14 protein-coding genes are annotated in these 16,617 nt (G+C 42.7%); all 14 read left to right on the plus strand.

Features of this window, described 5'->3' with window-relative positions; all coding sequences use genetic code 11:
- Positions 1-1,674 (plus strand): DAK2 domain-containing protein, encoded by a 1,674-nt coding sequence (locus MKY83_RS08155; RefSeq protein WP_065097262.1) that lies wholly within the window; start codon positions 1-3, stop codon positions 1,672-1,674.
- 149 nt (positions 1,675-1,823) lie between these two features.
- Complete coding sequence (gene sdaAB / locus MKY83_RS08160) at positions 1,824-2,486, plus strand: L-serine ammonia-lyase, iron-sulfur-dependent subunit beta (RefSeq protein ID WP_003212160.1); 663 nt, start codon at positions 1,824-1,826, stop codon at positions 2,484-2,486.
- 20 nt (positions 2,487-2,506) lie between these two features.
- Complete coding sequence (gene sdaAA, locus MKY83_RS08165; protein WP_012009925.1) at positions 2,507-3,409, plus strand: L-serine ammonia-lyase, iron-sulfur-dependent, subunit alpha; 903 nt, start codon at positions 2,507-2,509, stop codon at positions 3,407-3,409.
- On the plus strand, positions 3,387-5,435 hold the full coding sequence (gene recG / locus MKY83_RS08170) for an ATP-dependent DNA helicase RecG (RefSeq protein WP_065097263.1): 2,049 nt from the start codon (positions 3,387-3,389) through the stop codon (positions 5,433-5,435). Before sdaAA ends, recG begins: the two co-directional genes overlap by 23 nt.
- A 112-nt stretch (positions 5,436-5,547) precedes the next feature.
- The gene (gene fapR, locus MKY83_RS08175) at positions 5,548-6,114 is read left to right on the plus strand and encodes a transcription factor FapR (protein ID WP_003210820.1); all 567 of its coding nucleotides are present in this window, start codon (positions 5,548-5,550) and stop codon (positions 6,112-6,114) included.
- Positions 6,115-6,129: 15 nt separating this feature from the next.
- Complete coding sequence (gene plsX / locus MKY83_RS08180; protein WP_217012538.1) at positions 6,130-7,128, plus strand: phosphate acyltransferase PlsX; 999 nt, start codon at positions 6,130-6,132, stop codon at positions 7,126-7,128.
- A 15-nt stretch (positions 7,129-7,143) separates the two neighbouring features.
- Positions 7,144-8,088 carry an ACP S-malonyltransferase gene (gene fabD / locus MKY83_RS08185; RefSeq protein WP_268508237.1) on the plus strand — a complete coding sequence of 315 codons (945 nt, stop codon included), beginning with the start codon at positions 7,144-7,146 and terminating at the stop codon, positions 8,086-8,088.
- Positions 8,088-8,831, plus strand: a complete 744-nt coding sequence (gene fabG / locus MKY83_RS08190; RefSeq protein WP_058014008.1) for a 3-oxoacyl-[acyl-carrier-protein] reductase — start codon at positions 8,088-8,090, stop codon at positions 8,829-8,831. The genes fabD and fabG overlap by 1 nt, the downstream gene beginning before the upstream one ends.
- 81 nt (positions 8,832-8,912) lie before the next feature.
- The gene (acpP, locus tag MKY83_RS08195) at positions 8,913-9,146 is read left to right on the plus strand and encodes an acyl carrier protein (RefSeq protein ID WP_003212028.1); all 234 of its coding nucleotides are present in this window, start codon (positions 8,913-8,915) and stop codon (positions 9,144-9,146) included.
- A 184-nt stretch (positions 9,147-9,330) separates the two neighbouring features.
- Complete coding sequence (rnc, locus tag MKY83_RS08200; protein WP_044141936.1) at positions 9,331-10,074, plus strand: ribonuclease III; 744 nt, start codon at positions 9,331-9,333, stop codon at positions 10,072-10,074.
- Between the two features lie 105 nt (positions 10,075-10,179).
- Entirely contained in the window at positions 10,180-13,740 is a 3,561-nt protein-coding gene (gene smc / locus MKY83_RS08205) for a chromosome segregation protein SMC (protein ID WP_342488493.1), read from the plus strand.
- A 22-nt stretch (positions 13,741-13,762) separates the two neighbouring features.
- Complete coding sequence (gene ftsY, locus MKY83_RS08210; protein ID WP_034662411.1) at positions 13,763-14,749, plus strand: signal recognition particle-docking protein FtsY; 987 nt, start codon at positions 13,763-13,765, stop codon at positions 14,747-14,749.
- 142 nt (positions 14,750-14,891) lie between these two features.
- On the plus strand, positions 14,892-15,224 hold the full coding sequence (locus tag MKY83_RS08215) for a putative DNA-binding protein (protein ID WP_044141934.1): 333 nt from the start codon (positions 14,892-14,894) through the stop codon (positions 15,222-15,224).
- Between the two features lie 13 nt (positions 15,225-15,237).
- Complete coding sequence (gene ffh / locus MKY83_RS08220) at positions 15,238-16,578, plus strand: signal recognition particle protein (protein WP_003211019.1); 1,341 nt, start codon at positions 15,238-15,240, stop codon at positions 16,576-16,578.
- The last annotated feature ends 39 nt before the right edge of the window (positions 16,579-16,617 follow it).

Consider the following 16,617-nt stretch of genomic DNA (forward strand, 5'->3'; position numbering starts at 1 on the left):
TTGTCTATTAGAAATCTTGATGGCCGCTCATTTGCAAAAATGATTCTTGCAGGTGCTCACCATCTTTCTCAAAACGCACAAATTGTGGATGCGTTAAATGTTTTTCCAGTGCCAGACGGAGACACGGGGACAAATATGAATTTGTCAATGACTTCAGGGGCAAAAGCAGTTGAAGAAACAAATACCGATCATATTGGGAAGGTCGGCGTGGCCTTGTCAAAAGGGCTATTGATGGGCGCAAGAGGAAACTCAGGCGTAATCCTATCACAGCTCTTTAGAGGTTTCAGTAAAAATATAGAACAAAAAGAGACGATTGACGCCAAAGAATTTGCCCTTGCCTTGCAGGCCGGTGTTGATACAGCCTATAAAGCCGTGATGAAACCGATTGAAGGGACCATCTTAACGGTCGCAAAGGATGCAGCAAAGAAAGCGGTTGCTGTTTCAGCAACCGAAAATGACATTGACCGCGTTCTTGAGTTAACGATTGAGGAAGCGAGAGCATCACTTGATCGAACGCCAGATCTACTTCCTGTTTTAAAAGAAGTAGGCGTTGTCGATAGTGGAGGTAAGGGACTTCTCTGCGTATATGAAGGTTTCCTTGCTTCATTAAGAGGAGAGGATCTCCATCTGAAAGCGGCCTCTTTGCCAACGTTAAAAGAACTTGTCAGTGCAGAGCATCATAAAAGTGCACAAAGCCATATGAACACTGAAGATATTGAATTTGGTTATTGTACTGAATTTATGGTGAAATTTGAAGAAGACAAACAGTCCTTTGATGAGAATGCCTTCAGAGAAGACTTAAGCGAATTCGGAGATTCACTACTTGTGGTATCTGATGAAACGCTGGCGAAAGTTCATATTCATGCAGAGCAGCCTGGAGATGTCTTATCCTATGCACAGCGCTACGGCAGCCTGATCAATATGAAAATTGAAAACATGAGAGAGCAGCATAGCTCGATTGTGAACGAAGAAAAAGAACATGCGCCCGCTGCACCAAAGGCACCTGCTGCTGAAAAACAGCGCTTTGGAGTCGTCAGTGTCGCAATGGGAGAAGGAATTGCTGACTTGTTTAAAAGTATCGGAGCTTCCGTCGTCATTGAAGGCGGACAGACAATGAACCCGAGCACAGAAGACATTGTCACAGCAATTGAAAGCGTACATGCCGAAACCGTCTTTATCTTACCTAATAATTCTAATATTGTCATGGCAGCGAAACAGGCGGCAACTGTCTCAAGTCGTGAGGTTGTTGTCATTCCAACGAAGACCGTTCCTCAAGGAATGTCGGCACTTCTTTCTCTCAATGAAGCAGCTTCAAATGAAGACAACGAAGCGGCGATGCTAGAAGCGATTGACCACGTGAAAAGCGGCCAAATTACCTTTGCGGTGAGAGATACCCAAATTGATGGAATCGACATTGCCAAAGGAGATTATATGGGTCTCTTTAACGGAAAAATCACCTTAACTGCGAAAAATCAATTAGATGCAGCAAAAGAACTTTTGACCAACATGGTGACAGAAGATGATGAGATTGTTACGATCATTAAAGGAGAAGATGCATCATCTGAAGAGATGGATCAGTTAGAAGCCTTTATTGAAGAAACATTTGAAGATATAGAAGTTGAAGTCCACGATGGAAAGCAGCCGCTTTATTCATATATTTTGGCTGTGGAATAACGAAAGAAGGGCAAATAAAGCCCTTCTTCTTCTTTTGCAATTTTTTACTAACGATTCAACGGTGAAATGAGTTGCGGGAAACGATTGAATCCATTAGTCTAAAGAAAGAACCAAACCAATATGTGAGTGGTTATGAGAGGGGAAGACCTATGAAATTTAGAAGTGTGTTTGATATTATTGGACCCGTCATGATTGGTCCATCAAGTTCGCACACAGCGGGTGCGGCTCGAATAGGAAGAGTGGCTCGCAGCTTATTTGGAAGAGAACCGAAGCGAATAGTCGTTTCATTTTATGGCTCTTTTAAAGATACGTATAAAGGACATGGTACAGATGTCGCCATGATCGGCGGCGTTCTTGACTTTGATACATTTGATGAACGCATCAAAACAGCGATCGATATTGCAAAAAGCAAAGGGATCGACATTGAATTTAAAGAAGAAGATGCGGTACCAGCGCATCCGAATACAGCAAAAGTAGAGATATCAGATGCGAACGGAAGCCTTGAATTAATCGGGATTTCCATCGGCGGTGGTAAAATTGAAATTACTGAACTGAATGGCTTTGAGCTCAGACTTTCAGGAAATCATCCTGCCATTCTTGTGGTTCATAACGATCGCTACGGCACGATTGCGGCAGTTGCCAACGTGTTAGCGAAATTTGCCATCAACATCGGTCATATGGAAGTGGCGCGTAAAGATGTCGGGCAAGAGGCTCTGATGACCATCGAAGTGGATCAAAATATTGACCCAGCTGCCTTATCAGAGCTTGAAACGCTGCCAAACATTATTCAAGTCACACAAATTGCAGAGTAACAACAAGGAGGTTATAAATGATGTTTAAAAACGTCAAAGAACTCGTGCAGCTAACAGAAGAACGCAATACCTCCATTTCAGAAATCATGATTACGCAAGAAATGGAAGTGACAGGGAAGTCGCGTGAAGATATTTTTTCCCAGATGTACCGCAACCTAGAAGTGATGGAGCAGGCCGTAGAAAACGGGCTGAAAGGTGTGAAATCATTATCCGGTTTAACAGGCGGAGATGCGGTCAAACTTCAAGCGTATATCGCATCAGGCAAAACACTGTCTGGTCATACGATATTAGATGCTGTTAGTAAGGCAGTGGCAACAAATGAAGTCAATGCCGCAATGGGGACGATCTGTGCAACGCCTACAGCAGGCTCAGCAGGTGTTGTGCCAGGTACATTATTTGCAGTAAAACAAACATTAAAGCCAACAAAGGAACAAATGGTCAGATTCCTATTCACTTCTGGCGCATTTGGTTTTGTTGTGGCCAATAATGCGAGCATCTCTGGTGCAGCAGGCGGCTGTCAGGCTGAGGTAGGTTCAGCCTCGGGGATGGCGGCAGCAGCCATTGTCGAAATGGCAGGCGGTACACCTCAGCAATCGGCTGAAGCAATGGCGATTACACTGAAAAATATGCTTGGACTTGTTTGTGACCCAGTAGCTGGACTTGTCGAGGTACCGTGCGTAAAACGAAACGCCATGGGTGCATCAAATGCGATGATCGCAGCAGATATGGCACTTGCCGGCATCACAAGCCGTATCCCATGTGATGAAGTCATTGATGCGATGTATAAAATCGGTCAAACCATGCCAACGGCACTTCGCGAAACAGCACAAGGCGGACTTGCTGCAACACCGACAGCAAGAGAGCTTGAAAAGAAGATTTTCGGAGGTGTGACCTCATCTCGTGATACAGAAACTGCAAGATAACGTCTCTGTCCTCAAGGGGATTGGAGAAGAAACCGAAAAAACACTCAATGAACTTGGAATTCACACAGTAGCCGATTTACTTGGCTACTTTCCTTATCGATATGACGACTATGAGCTTCGTAATTTAGAAGAAGTAAAGCATGACGAACGTGTCACAGTTGAAGGAAAAGTGCACAGTGAGCCCGTCCTCACCTATTATGGAAAAAAACGAAGCAGGCTGACATTCAGGCTGCTTGTCGGGCGTTTTCTCATCACAGCGATTTGCTTCAATCGCCCTTATTTAAAACGAAGCCTTGTGTTAGGTGATACGGTATCCGTCACTGGGAAATGGGATAAAAACCGTCAATCCATCATGGTGCAGGAATTTAAAAAAGGGACGCACGAGCAAGATGGCAGTATAGAGCCTGTTTATTCAGTAAAAGAAAATGTGACCGTGAAGATGATGAGGCGTTTTGTAAAACAAGCCTTGACACTTTATGTAGATAAAGCTGAAGATCCACTGCCAAAGCAGCTTGTCTCTACCTATAAACTCATGTCCTATCAGGAAGCATTAAAAACCATTCACCTGCCAGAAACAAGAGACTCGCTCAAGCAAGCAAGACGACGCTTTGTGTACGAGGAATTTCTTATTTTCCAGCTGAAGATGCAGGCCATCAGAAAGAAAGAGCGAGAAAAAACATCGGGCATCCAGCATCCGTTTTCTAAAGACGCTGTTTTTGAGTTTGTTCACAGCCTGCCATTTCCGCTGACGAAGGCACAATCAAGAGTGCTTGATGAAATTATGTCTGATATGGCGTCCCCGTACCGGATGAACCGTCTGCTTCAAGGGGATGTAGGTTCAGGGAAAACAGCTGTTGCAGCTATTGCACTATATGCCGCTCATTTATCCGGCTATCAAGGTGCATTGATGGTCCCAACAGAGATTTTGGCAGAGCAGCATGCAGATTCCCTTTATCAGCTGTTTGAAAAATGGGGACTAAATATCGCTCTACTAACAAGCTCTGTAAAAGGAAAGCGCCGCAGAGAATTGCTGGAACGTCTAAAAGAGGGCGAGATTGATATATTAGTCGGAACGCATGCGCTCATCCAAGATGAAGTCGAATTTCAGCAGCTCGGTCTTGTTATCACAGATGAGCAGCACCGGTTTGGCGTCGAACAAAGGAAAAAACTAAGAAGTAAAGGGCAGGACCCAGATGTCTTATTCATGACTGCCACACCTATTCCGCGCACACTTGCGATCACTGTTTTTGGAGAAATGGACGTTTCCGTCATTGATGAATTACCAGCCGGCAGAAAACAGATCGAAACGTATTGGGTCAAGCATGACATGCTTGAGAGGATTCTTGCATTTGTGGATAAAGAGCTAAAAAAAGGAAGACAGGCATATATTATTTGTCCACTCATAGAAGAATCAGACAAGCTAGATGTGCAAAATGCGATTGATGTCCACAGCATGCTGACAGAGGCATACCGCGGTAAGTGGTCGATCGGCTTAATGCACGGGAAACTAGCAAGCGATGAAAAAGATCAGGTGATGAGAGACTTTACAGCAAATGAAGTACAAATTCTCGTTTCAACCACAGTCGTTGAAGTGGGCGTCAACGTGCCGAATGCCACCATCATGGTCATTTACGATGCAGACCGCTTCGGACTGTCTCAGCTTCATCAGCTCAGAGGCCGGGTTGGACGCGGAGAGCATCAATCATTTTGTGTTTTAATGGCGGATCCAAAATCGGAAACCGGGAAAGAGCGGATGAGGATTATGTCCGAAACAACCGACGGCTTTGAGCTGTCTGAAAAAGACTTAGAGCTAAGAGGACCCGGTGATTTCTTCGGTAAAAAACAAAGCGGAATGCCTGAATTTAAAGTAGCAGATATGGTTCATGACTACAGAGCACTGGAAACCGCTAGAAAAGATGCGGCAGAACTTGTGCAATCAGATGCATTTTGGACAGATCCCGAATACAAAGAACTTCGGCAAACACTTGTAGACAGCGGGGTGCTGGGCGGAGATAAATTAAGCTGATCAAGCGCTGGAGGAATTTTCTTGTCTTTTTGAAACAAGGATTGATTTATCATCTATGAGATTATATACTACTATTAGTACCTAGTCATAAATGTACGGATGGTGTCTGCATATGAAACTAAATAAAAAAGAACGTCAAAAGCTTCTCCAGCAAACGATCAGCTCGACTCCGTTCATTACTGATGAAGAATTGGCAAGTAAATTCGGTGTAAGCATTCAAACGGTTCGTCTTGATCGTTTGGAACTGTCAATTCCTGAATTACGCGAAAGAATTAAGCATGTGGCCGAAAAGACATTAGAGGATGAAGTGAAGTCACTTCCGCTGGATGAAGTGATTGGAGAAATGATTGATGTAGAGCTTGATGACCAAGCCATTTCCATTTTAGAAGTGAGAAAAGAGCATGTATTTAGCCGAAACCAGATTGCCAGGGGACATCATCTCTTCGCCCAGGCAAATTCGCTTGCAGTAGCGGTCATTGACGATGAACTGGCTTTAACAGCAAAAGCGAATATTAAATTTACAAGGCAGGTTAAACAAGGCGAACGAGTTGTCTCAAAAGCCAAAGTAGCCTCGCATGATAAAGAAAAAGGCAGAACTGTAGTTGAAGTAAACAGCTATGTCGGTGAGGAAGTTGTCTTCTCAGGTGACTTCGTCATGTATCGCTCAAAACAAAAGTAAAAGGTGGCACGTAATATGAGAATTGCAGTCGATGCAATGGGGGGAGACCATGCCCCTAAAGCCATTATTGACGGTGTGCAAAAAAGCTTAACGGCATTTTCAGATATCGAGATTACACTTGTCGGCGATGAAAATAAAATCAAACCATACATAACAAATAACGAGCGCATCACGATTTTAGATGCAAAAGAAGTCATTGAACCGACAGATGAACCAGTGCGTGCAGTCAGGCGTAAAAAGGATTCATCTATGGTGAAAATGGCGCAAGAAGTATCCGAAGGACGAGCAGATGCTTGTATTTCAGCAGGAAACACTGGCGCACTCATGACAGCAGGACTGTTTATCGTAGGAAGAATTGATGGCATCGATAGACCGGCACTTGCTCCAACACTGCCAACACTTGATGGCAGTGGGTTTTTATTACTAGATGTCGGCGCAAACGTTGATGCCAAACCAGAACACCTAATGCAATATGCCATGATGGGTTCAATCTACGCAGAGCGTGTTTTTCCAAAGAGCAATCCGCGTGTAGGATTGTTAAATGTAGGAACAGAAGATAAAAAAGGCAACGACCTCACGAAAAAAACCTTTGAATTGTTAAAAGCATCAAATTTGAATTTCGTAGGAAATGTGGAGTCTCGTGATTTACTAGAAGGTGTAGCTGATGTCGTTGTCACAGATGGTTTCACAGGAAATATCGCCCTGAAAACGATTGAAGGCACAGCTCTTTCTGTATTTAAAATGCTGAAAGAAACATTAACATCCAGCTTTACAGCAAAAATAGCGGCTGGCATGATGAAGCCGAAATTGATGCAGATGAAATCTAAAATGGATTACTCCGAATATGGTGGTGCCGCTTTATTTGGTTTAAAGGCACCTGTCATTAAAGCGCACGGTTCCTCTGATGAAAACGCCATTTTTCATGCCATTCGTCAGGCACGTGATATTGTAGAAAAAGATGTTTCAGCCATCATTCATCAAGAAGTCCAAAAAGAAACCACGAACGAGTCTTAATGGAGGTATAGCAGCATGACTAAAATTGCATTTTTATTCCCTGGCCAAGGCTCTCAAAAAATTGGCATGGGAAAAGATTTATTTGACCAAGAAGCAGTATCTAAAGCTGTATTTGAAGAAGCAGACAAGACCCTCGGTTTTGACTTATCTTCAATGATTTTTGAAGGAGATGCAGAAGAACTGACGCTCACTTATAACGCGCAGCCAGCTCTTTTAACGACAAGTATCGCCATCTTAAAGAAATTTGAAGAGAGCGGAATCAAAGCAGATTACGCAGCAGGACATAGCCTTGGTGAATATACGGCCCTCGTTGCAGCAGGCGCACTTTCGTTTCAAGATGCTGTGTATGCCGTAAGAAAGCGCGGCGAATTAATGAATGAGGCTGTTCCAGCAGGAGAAGGCGCTATGGCAGCGATCCTTGGCTTAGATCAAGCTGCGCTTTTAGAAGTGACAAAAGAAGTGACAGAGAGCGGTCATCTTGTAGAACTCGCTAACTTAAACTGTCCTGGTCAAATCGTGATCTCTGGTACAGCAAAAGGGGTCGAACTCGCTTCAGAGAAAGCGAAAGAAAAAGGCGCAAAACGTGCGATTGCCCTTGAAGTGAGTGGACCTTTCCATTCTGCCTTAATGAAACCAGCCGCTGAAAAATTCACAGGTGTTCTGTCAAAGCTAAACATTACAGATGCCAAAACTCCAGTGATCTCAAATGTGACAGCAGACATCGTTACATCTCGTGATGCTATTGAGACAAAGCTCATTGAACAATTGTATTCTCCTGTTCGATTTGAAGAAAGCGTGGAACGTCTGATTGATTTGGGCGTGACAACGTTTATTGAAATTGGCCCGGGCAAAGTGCTTTCAGGTCTTGTGAAAAAGGTCAATCGCCGCCTGACAACCATTTCAGTTTCAGATCAGGAAACAATTGAAGCAGCCATTCAAACATTGAAGGGGGATTCTTGATGCTTACAAATAAAACAGCCGTTGTAACAGGTGCATCACGCGGGATTGGCCGTTCCATCGCGATCGATTTGGCAAAGAATGGTGCGAATGTTGTCGTCAACTATTCTGGAAACGAAGCAAAAGCAAATGAAGTCGTAGACGAAATTAAAGCACTTGGCCAGCAGGCATTTGCCGTTAAAGCTGATGTTTCAAATGCTGAAGAAGTACAAGCACTCATGAAACAAGCGATTGACACATTTGGTTCAATTGACATCCTTGTCAATAATGCAGGGATCACAAAGGATAACCTGCTCATGAGAATGAAAGAAAATGAATGGGATGACGTCATTAACATAAACTTAAAAGGTGTCTTTAACTGTACAAAAGCCGTGACACGTCAAATGATGAAACAGCGCAGCGGAAGAATCATCAACTTGGCTTCGGTAGTTGGCGTATGTGGAAATCCTGGACAAGCAAACTATGTTGCAGCAAAAGCTGGTGTCATCGGATTAACGAAAACAACAGCAAAAGAGCTAGCAACCCGTCATATTACAGTCAATGCAGTAGCACCAGGCTTTATTTCAACAGATATGACAGACAAGCTTGATGAAAATGTACAGACTGAAATGCTCAAACAAATCCCGCTTGCACGCTTTGGTGCACCTGAAGATATTAGCAACGTTGTTGTCTTTTTAGCTTCAGAAGGAGCAGGTTATATTACAGGCCAAACCATCCAAGTAGATGGCGGAATGGTCATGTCCTAAGAAATATCAAAATTTCATTAGGTTTTCTCTAGTTTTTTAAAAACGAATCAACTATAATACTTTGAGGGGAGGTGAAAGGCAATGGCAGACGTATTAGAGCGTGTATCAAAAATTATTGTAGACCGCCTTGGCGTTGATGAGGCTGACGTGAAAATGGAAGCTTCATTTAAAGAAGATTTAGGCGCTGATTCCCTTGATGTAGTTGAGCTAGTTATGGAACTTGAAGATGAGTTCGATATGGAAATTTCTGACGAAGATGCTGAAAAAATTGCAACAGTCGGTGACGCTGTGAACTACATAAATAGCCAGCAATAAGCGTAACAAAGTCCCGTCTGTTTTCATGACGGGACTTTCAAAATTTATGTTAGTTTCAACATATTCAGCTGATCAATAGTCAGCCTTTTTCAGATGCTAAGGAGCAATGTTTCCTTGCATGTAGAAAGAGAGACTCCATATAATCAGTATCCTTAAAGGCGATTAAGCCTACCTGGAGGTTGCTATGCCAAAACACTATAAAGACAAACAGAAACAGAGCAAAAAACTAGAGCAATTTAGAGAATTCCAGCAGCGCATTTCTGTACACTTTCAAAATGAAAAACTTCTATATCAAGCGTTTACGCATTCCTCTTATGTGAATGAACACCGGAAAAAGCCATACGAGGATAATGAAAGACTTGAATTTCTAGGAGATGCTGTTTTAGAATTGACCATCTCTCAATTTTTATTTGCGAAATATCCTGCGATGAGCGAGGGAGATTTAACAAAACTAAGAGCAGCGATCGTATGTGAACCGTCACTTGTGTCTCTGGCACATGAGCTGTCCTTCGGAGAACTTGTTCTTTTAGGAAAAGGCGAAGAAATGACAGGCGGGAGAAAACGCCCAGCACTTTTAGCGGACGTATTCGAGGCGTTTATCGGAGCACTTTATTTAGATCAAGGGCTTGAGCCAGTGGAGCGATTCCTAGAAGCCTATGTTTATCCAAAAATTAATGATGGAGCGTTCTCGCATGTCATGGACTTTAAAAGCCAGCTGCAAGAATTCGTTCAGCGCGATGGAAAAGGTGTACTCGAATACCATATCCTGCATGAAAAAGGACCAGCACACAACCGGGAATTTGAAGCAAATGTCTCCCTTCGCGGAGAAGTGCTTGGAATTGGAAATGGCCGCAGTAAAAAAGAAGCAGAACAGCATGCTGCACAGGAAGCACTTGCTAAATTGCAGAAACATCATATGAACCAATAAAATCCCCCTCGTCATTCAGGGGGATTTCACTCTGTTTTCCATCATCTTTTTTCACTTCATATGGTAAGATAATAGTACTTTAAATACATAAGGAGGATCACTCTCATGTTCCTCAAACGTTTAGACGTGATAGGATTCAAATCTTTTGCACAGCGAGTGACCGTGGACTTTGTCAAAGGGGTCACCGCTGTTGTTGGACCAAACGGAAGCGGCAAAAGTAATATTACCGATGCTATCCGCTGGGTACTTGGAGAACAATCAGCGAAAAGCCTCCGCGGAGGAAAAATGGAAGACATCATTTTTGCAGGAAGCGACTCAAGAAAAAGAGTCAATCTAGCAGAAGTGACTTTAACATTAGATAACGAAGATCACTTTTTACCGATCGATTTTCACGAAGTCAGTGTGACAAGAAGAGTCTATCGTTCAGGAGAAAGTGAATTTCTCATAAACAATCAATCTGTCCGCTTAAAAGATATTATTGATCTTTTCATGGATTCAGGTCTTGGAAAGGAAGCTTTTTCGATCATCAGCCAAGGGAAGGTAGAAGAAATTCTATCTAGTAAGGCAGAAGAGAGAAGAAGCATCTTTGAAGAAGCGGCTGGTGTTTTGAAATATAAAACAAGAAAGAAAAAAGCCGAGAATAAACTGTTTGAAACGCAGGACAACTTAAACCGAGTAGAAGATATTCTGCATGAACTAGAAGATCAAGTAGAACCATTAAGAATGCAGGCATCTATTGCAAAGGACTATTTGCAAAAAAAAGAAGAGCTTGAAAATGTCGAAATCGCCTTAACTGTCCATGACATCGAAGCACTTCATGAAAAATGGACAACACTTGGTGAAGCTGTCGAGCGCTTCAAACAAGATGAAATGAAGCAATCCACAGATATTCAAGCAAAAGAAGCCAAAATTGAAGAATCAAGAGACCGCATTCAAGCACTTGACGAATCAATTAATGACCTGCAAGAAGTTCTTCTTTTCACAAGTGAGGAGTTAGAAAAGCTTGAAGGTAAAAAAGAAGTACTAAAAGAACGGAAGAAAAATGCAGCCGCAAACCAAGGACAGCTAGAAGAAACGCTCATTCGCTTAACTGAAAAGCAGGCGCAGCTAACCGAAAAGATTCAGCAGCAAAAAATTACGCGGGACAGCCTTCAAAAAGAAGTGCAGCAGCTAAAAGATGAAGTGAAAACAAAGCAGCATCAACTGTCGCTTCATAGTGAAGATGTAGAAGGTCAAATTGAACAGCTAAAAAGCGATTATTTTGATCTGCTCAATGAACAGGCTTCTATCCGCAATGAACGCAAATTGTTAGAAGAACAGCAGCGCCAAGCGGCTATGCAGCTGGATCGGCTCACGCAAAACAACCAAAAACACATTGAAGAACGTGTGTCTGTCAAAGAGAAAAAAACAGAGGCTGAGCAGCAGCTTTCAGCCCTAGAAGAAGACATTCTAGCTCAAGTCAAGCGTTTTAGAGAAGCGGAACAAAAGCTTGAGCAAATGAAACGTCAATACGATAAAAAAGAAACGGCTCTTTACCAAGCCTATCAATATGTGCAGCAGGCAAAATCAAAAAAAGAGATGCTAGAATCCATGCAGGAAGACTTCTCAGGCTTTTTCCAAGGAGTAAAAGAGGTCTTAAAGGCAAAAGAGCGGATAGGTGGTATTCACGGTGCCATTGCAGAGCTAATTCAAACAGATCAGCAGCATGAGACAGCGATTGAAATCGCGTTAGGTGCAGCAACGCAGCACGTCGTCACAGAAAACGAAGCCGCAGCGCGACAAGCAATTGCATACTTAAAGCAGCATTCCTTTGGACGTGCGACCTTCCTGCCAATGAATGTGATCAAAGAAAGAACCATTCAGCATAGAGACGTCCAAACAGCCGAGCAACACGCTGCATTTATCGGTGTAGCGAGTCACCTTGTTTCCTTTGACGAAAAGTATCAAAAGGTCATACAGAACTTGCTTGGAACGGTTCTGATCGTTAAAGACTTAAAAGGCGCCAATGAACTGGCAAAAATGCTTGGTCATCGCTATCGCATCGTGACCCTTGATGGAGATGTTGTGAACCCCGGCGGTTCAATGACCGGTGGCGGTGTAAAGAAAAAGAACAACTCCCTTCTTTCAAGAAACCGAGAAATCGAAACATTAACAAAGCAGCTTGTTGAAATGGAAGAAAAAACAACGATCCTTGAAAAGGAAACAAAAGAAACAAAACAATTGATTGCAACAAACGAAAGCCAATTAAACGAACTGCGTCAGCGGGGAGAAACGCTTCGAGAACAGCAGCAAGAGCTCAAAGGGAAGCTATACGAACTGCAAGTAGCAGAAAAAAATATTAATGCTCACCTTGAACTCTATGATCAAGAAAAAGACGAATTGCAGCTGCGTTCTACTGAACTTACGGATAAGGACAAAAAGCAGGCAGCTCTTGAAGTTTCTATAGGGGAGAAATTGACCACCCTAGATCAAGAGATCAATACATTAACAAAGCGTAAGCAGACCCAAAGCTCAACGAAAGAAACCATTTCTGCCGAATTAACTGAACTGAAAATCTCACTTGCCAAAAAAGAGCAGTCCTTAGCAAATGAACAAGAAAAACTTTCGAGCTTAATGGCCGAATTAGAAGAGGCTGAACAAACGCTGACGGAAACAAAAGAAGATCTGTCACTCTTAACAAGTGAAATGACGTCTAGCTCAAGCGGGGCAGAACAGCTGGAAGAAGCGGCGAAAGAGAAACTGGAAAACAAAAACAAAACAACTACACTCATTTCAGAGCGGCGTAAACAGCGTCTTGCTCTTTCTGAAACGTTAGAATTTGCTGAACGTGAACTGAAAGAACAAAAACGCCTTTACAAGCAGCTCACCACAAGCTTAAAAGATGAAGAAATTAAGCTTGGCCGTATGGAAGTTGAGCTCGACAACCTCATCGCTTATTTGAACGAAGAGTATGCTCTTTCGTTTGAAGGGGCAAAAGAGATGTATCATCTAACGTTATCGCCAGATGAAGCAAGAAAAAGAGTGAAGCTGATCAAATTAGCCATTGAAGAGCTAGGAACAGTGAACTTAGGCAGCATTGATGAGTATGAACGAGTAAATGAACGCTATCTCTTCTTAACAGAGCAGCGAAACGATCTGACAGAAGCGAAAAATACATTATTTCAAGTGATCGAAGAAATGGATCAAGAGATGACAAAGCGCTTCTCTGAAACATTCTCGCAAATTCGCGGGCATTTTGAATCAGTTTTCCAAGCATTATTTGGCGGCGGGAAAGCAGATCTTAAGCTGACAGATCCAACCGATTTACTAAACTCTGGCGTTGATATTGTCGCGCAGCCGCCAGGGAAAAAGCTGCAAAACTTAAGCTTGCTTTCAGGCGGAGAGAGAGCATTAACAGCGATCGCTTTACTATTCTCTATTTTAAAAGTCAGACCTGTTCCATTCTGCGTGTTAGATGAGGTAGAAGCGGCGCTTGATGAAGCCAATGTTTTCCGCTTTGCACAATATTTAAAAAAATACAGCGAGGAAACACAATTCATAGTCATTACGCACCGCAAAGGAACAATGGAAGAAGCAGATGTCCTCTACGGTGTTACGATGCAGGAGTCAGGCGTTTCAAAACTTGTATCTGTCAAACTAGAAGAAACGAAAGAGCTTGTCCAGTAATTAAAGGAGGTTTTTGAACCAAATGAGCTTTTTTAAGAAATTAAAAGAAAAATTTACGCAGCAAACCGATTCAGTATCAGAAAAGTTTAAAGATGGTCTTGAAAAAACGAGAAACTCCTTTCAAGGAAGAGTAAACGAACTAATTTCTCGCTACCGTAAAGTCGATGAAGACTTTTTTGAAGAGTTAGAAGAGGTTTTAATCGGCGCGGATGTCGGTTTCACAACGGTGATGGAACTGATTGATGAGCTGAAAAAAGAAGTGAAACTAAGAAACATTCAAGACCCAAGTGAAGTACAATCAGTCATCTCTGAAAAACTGGTTGAAATCTATAATAGCGGAGAGGAACAAATCTCTGCGCTGAATATTGAAGATGGGCGATTAAATATCATTTTATTTGTGGGTGTCAATGGCGTTGGGAAAACAACGACGATCGGCAAACTTGCAAATAAGCTGAAAAATGAAGGGAAATCCGTCATTTTGGCAGCAGGTGATACGTTCCGTGCCGGTGCGATTGAGCAGCTTGAAGTATGGGGAGAGCGTTCAGGTGTCCCTGTTGTTAAACAGACGGCTGGCTCTGATCCAGCAGCGGTGATCTATGATGCCGTTCAATCAGCAAAAGCGAAAAATGCGGATGTCCTTATCTGTGATACAGCAGGAAGACTGCAAAACAAAGTCAACTTGATGAAAGAGCTAGAGAAGGTCAAGAGAGTCATTGAACGTGAGGTTCCAGATGCACCGCATGAAGTGCTACTCGCTCTTGATGCAACAACGGGTCAAAATGCGATGGCACAAGCGAAGGAATTTTCTAAAGCGACGAATGTGACAGGAATTGCTTTAACAAAGCTGGACGGGACTGCAAAAGGCGGGATTGTCCTTGCAATTCGAAATGAGCTAAACATCCCCGTGAAGCTCGTCGGTTTAGGTGAAAAGGTAGACGATCTGCAAGAATTCGATGCAGAATCGTATGTGTATGGATTATTCTCAGACGTGATTGATCAAGAGGACTAACAAAAATGCCGGCAAAAACTGCTGGCATTTTTATTTATACGCCGCTTCATGCAGTGACAAGATAAAAACTTGACACACAGTAGAGAACCGTGTAAACTTAGTTGATGTAAAGGGAATGAACTTAACAAAGGGGAGAGAGCCCATGACGCTTGAAAAAACAACGAGAATGAACTACTTGTTTGACTTCTATCAATCGTTGTTAACCGCAAAGCAAAAGAGCTACATGTCGCTTTACTACCTAGACGATTTTTCCCTCGGTGAAATTGCGGATGAATATGAAGTATCAAGACAGGCTGTTTATGATAATATTAAACGGACTGAAGCGATGCTTGAACAATATGAAGAAAAGCTGCTCTTGTTTAAGAAATTTAAAGATCGTAAAGAACTTCTCAAAAAAATGAGAGAGCTCGTAGCAGATTCCGCTCAGATGGAAGAAGCAGAAGCTTTAATTGAATCGCTTGAGAAATTAGATTAGGAGGCGGCACAGTATGGCATTTGAAGGATTAGCCGACCGACTGCAGCAGACGATTTCAAAAATCCGCGGCAAAGGAAAAGTGTCAGAACAAGATGTAAAAGAAATGATGCGCGAGGTACGCCTTGCCCTTCTTGAAGCTGACGTCAATTTTAAAGTAGTCAAAGACTTTGTGAAAAAAGTAAGTGAGCGGGCAGTTGGACAAGAGGTCATGAAAAGCCTTACCCCTGGACAACAGGTCATTAAAGTTGTAAAAGAAGAACTCACTGAATTAATGGGCGGGGAAGAGAGTAAAATCGCTGTAGCGAAAAAATCTCCGACCGTCATTATGATGGTTGGTCTTCAAGGTGCAGGTAAAACCACCACAACTGGGAAGCTTGCTAATTTACTCCGCAAAAAACATAATCGCCAGCCGATGATGGTGGCTGCAGATATTTACAGACCAGCAGCGATCCAGCAGCTTCAAACGCTAGGGAAACAGCTTGATATGCCTGTGTTTTCATTAGGTGATCAAGTCAGTCCTGTCGAGATTGCCAAACAGGCAATTGAAAAAGCGAAAGAAGAACACCATGATTATGTCATTTTAGATACAGCAGGACGCCTTCATATTGATGAAGAATTGATGGATGAACTTCAGAAAGTAAAAGAAGTAGCGAGTCCAGAAGAAATTTTCCTTGTTGTTGACTCTATGACAGGTCAAGATGCTGTCAATGTAGCGAAAAGCTTTAATGAACAGCTTGGTTTAACAGGTGTCGTTCTAACGAAACTAGACGGGGATACACGAGGCGGTGCAGCACTTTCCATTCGAGCTGTCACCAATACGCCGATTAAATTCGCCGCGCTTGGTGAAAAGCTTGACGCGATTGAACCATTCCACCCAGAACGGATGGCTTCAAGAATTCTTGGCATGGGAGATGTGCTTACACTGATTGAAAAAGCACAGGCAAACGTGGACCAAGATAAAGCGAAAGAGCTTGAACAAAAAATGCGGACCATGAGCTTTACACTCGATGATTTCCTCGAGCAGCTTGGCCAAGTTCGTAACATGGGTCCACTTGATGAATTGATCCAAATGATGCCGGGAGCCGGTAAAATGAAAGGGCTCAAAAACGTCCAAGTAGACGAAAAGCAGCTCAATCACATCGAAGCGATCATAAAATCAATGACGACCGAGGAAAAAGAACAGCCAGAGGTCATCAATGCAAGCCGAAGAAAACGGATTGCAAAAGGAAGCGGAACATCTGTACAGGAAGTCAATCGCCTTTTAAAGCAATTTGACGAAATGAAAAAGATGATGAAGCAAATGACCAACATGTCCAAAGGAAAGAAAAAAGGCTTTAAATTACCATTTATGTAATTGGTTATACATGATAAAACCGTTGTTAAGAAAAAACAC

Source organism: Bacillus sp. FSL M8-0266 (assembly GCF_038613425.1).
GTDB classification, from domain to species: Bacteria; Bacillota; Bacilli; order Bacillales; family Bacillaceae; genus Bacillus; species Bacillus pumilus.

What these genes read in the sequence shown, in the direction of transcription:
- plsX (WP_217012538.1), top strand. Translation starts at nt 6,130, where the DNA reads ATGAGAATTGCAGTCGATGCAATGGGGGGAGACCATGCCCCTAAAGCC.
- sdaAA (WP_012009925.1), top strand. Translation starts at nt 2,507, where the DNA reads ATGTTTAAAAACGTCAAAGAACTCGTGCAGCTAACAGAAGAACGCAAT.
- MKY83_RS08215 (WP_044141934.1), top strand. Translation starts at nt 14,892, where the DNA reads ATGACGCTTGAAAAAACAACGAGAATGAACTACTTGTTTGACTTCTAT.
- fabD (WP_268508237.1), top strand. Translation starts at nt 7,144, where the DNA reads ATGACTAAAATTGCATTTTTATTCCCTGGCCAAGGCTCTCAAAAAATT.
- acpP (WP_003212028.1), top strand. Translation starts at nt 8,913, where the DNA reads ATGGCAGACGTATTAGAGCGTGTATCAAAAATTATTGTAGACCGCCTT.
- ftsY (WP_034662411.1), top strand. Translation starts at nt 13,763, where the DNA reads ATGAGCTTTTTTAAGAAATTAAAAGAAAAATTTACGCAGCAAACCGAT.
- ffh (WP_003211019.1), top strand. Translation starts at nt 15,238, where the DNA reads ATGGCATTTGAAGGATTAGCCGACCGACTGCAGCAGACGATTTCAAAA.
- fapR (WP_003210820.1), top strand. Translation starts at nt 5,548, where the DNA reads ATGAAACTAAATAAAAAAGAACGTCAAAAGCTTCTCCAGCAAACGATC.
- smc (WP_342488493.1), top strand. Translation starts at nt 10,180, where the DNA reads ATGTTCCTCAAACGTTTAGACGTGATAGGATTCAAATCTTTTGCACAG.
- sdaAB (WP_003212160.1), top strand. Translation starts at nt 1,824, where the DNA reads ATGAAATTTAGAAGTGTGTTTGATATTATTGGACCCGTCATGATTGGT.
- rnc (WP_044141936.1), top strand. Translation starts at nt 9,331, where the DNA reads ATGCCAAAACACTATAAAGACAAACAGAAACAGAGCAAAAAACTAGAG.
- fabG (WP_058014008.1), top strand. Translation starts at nt 8,088, where the DNA reads ATGCTTACAAATAAAACAGCCGTTGTAACAGGTGCATCACGCGGGATT.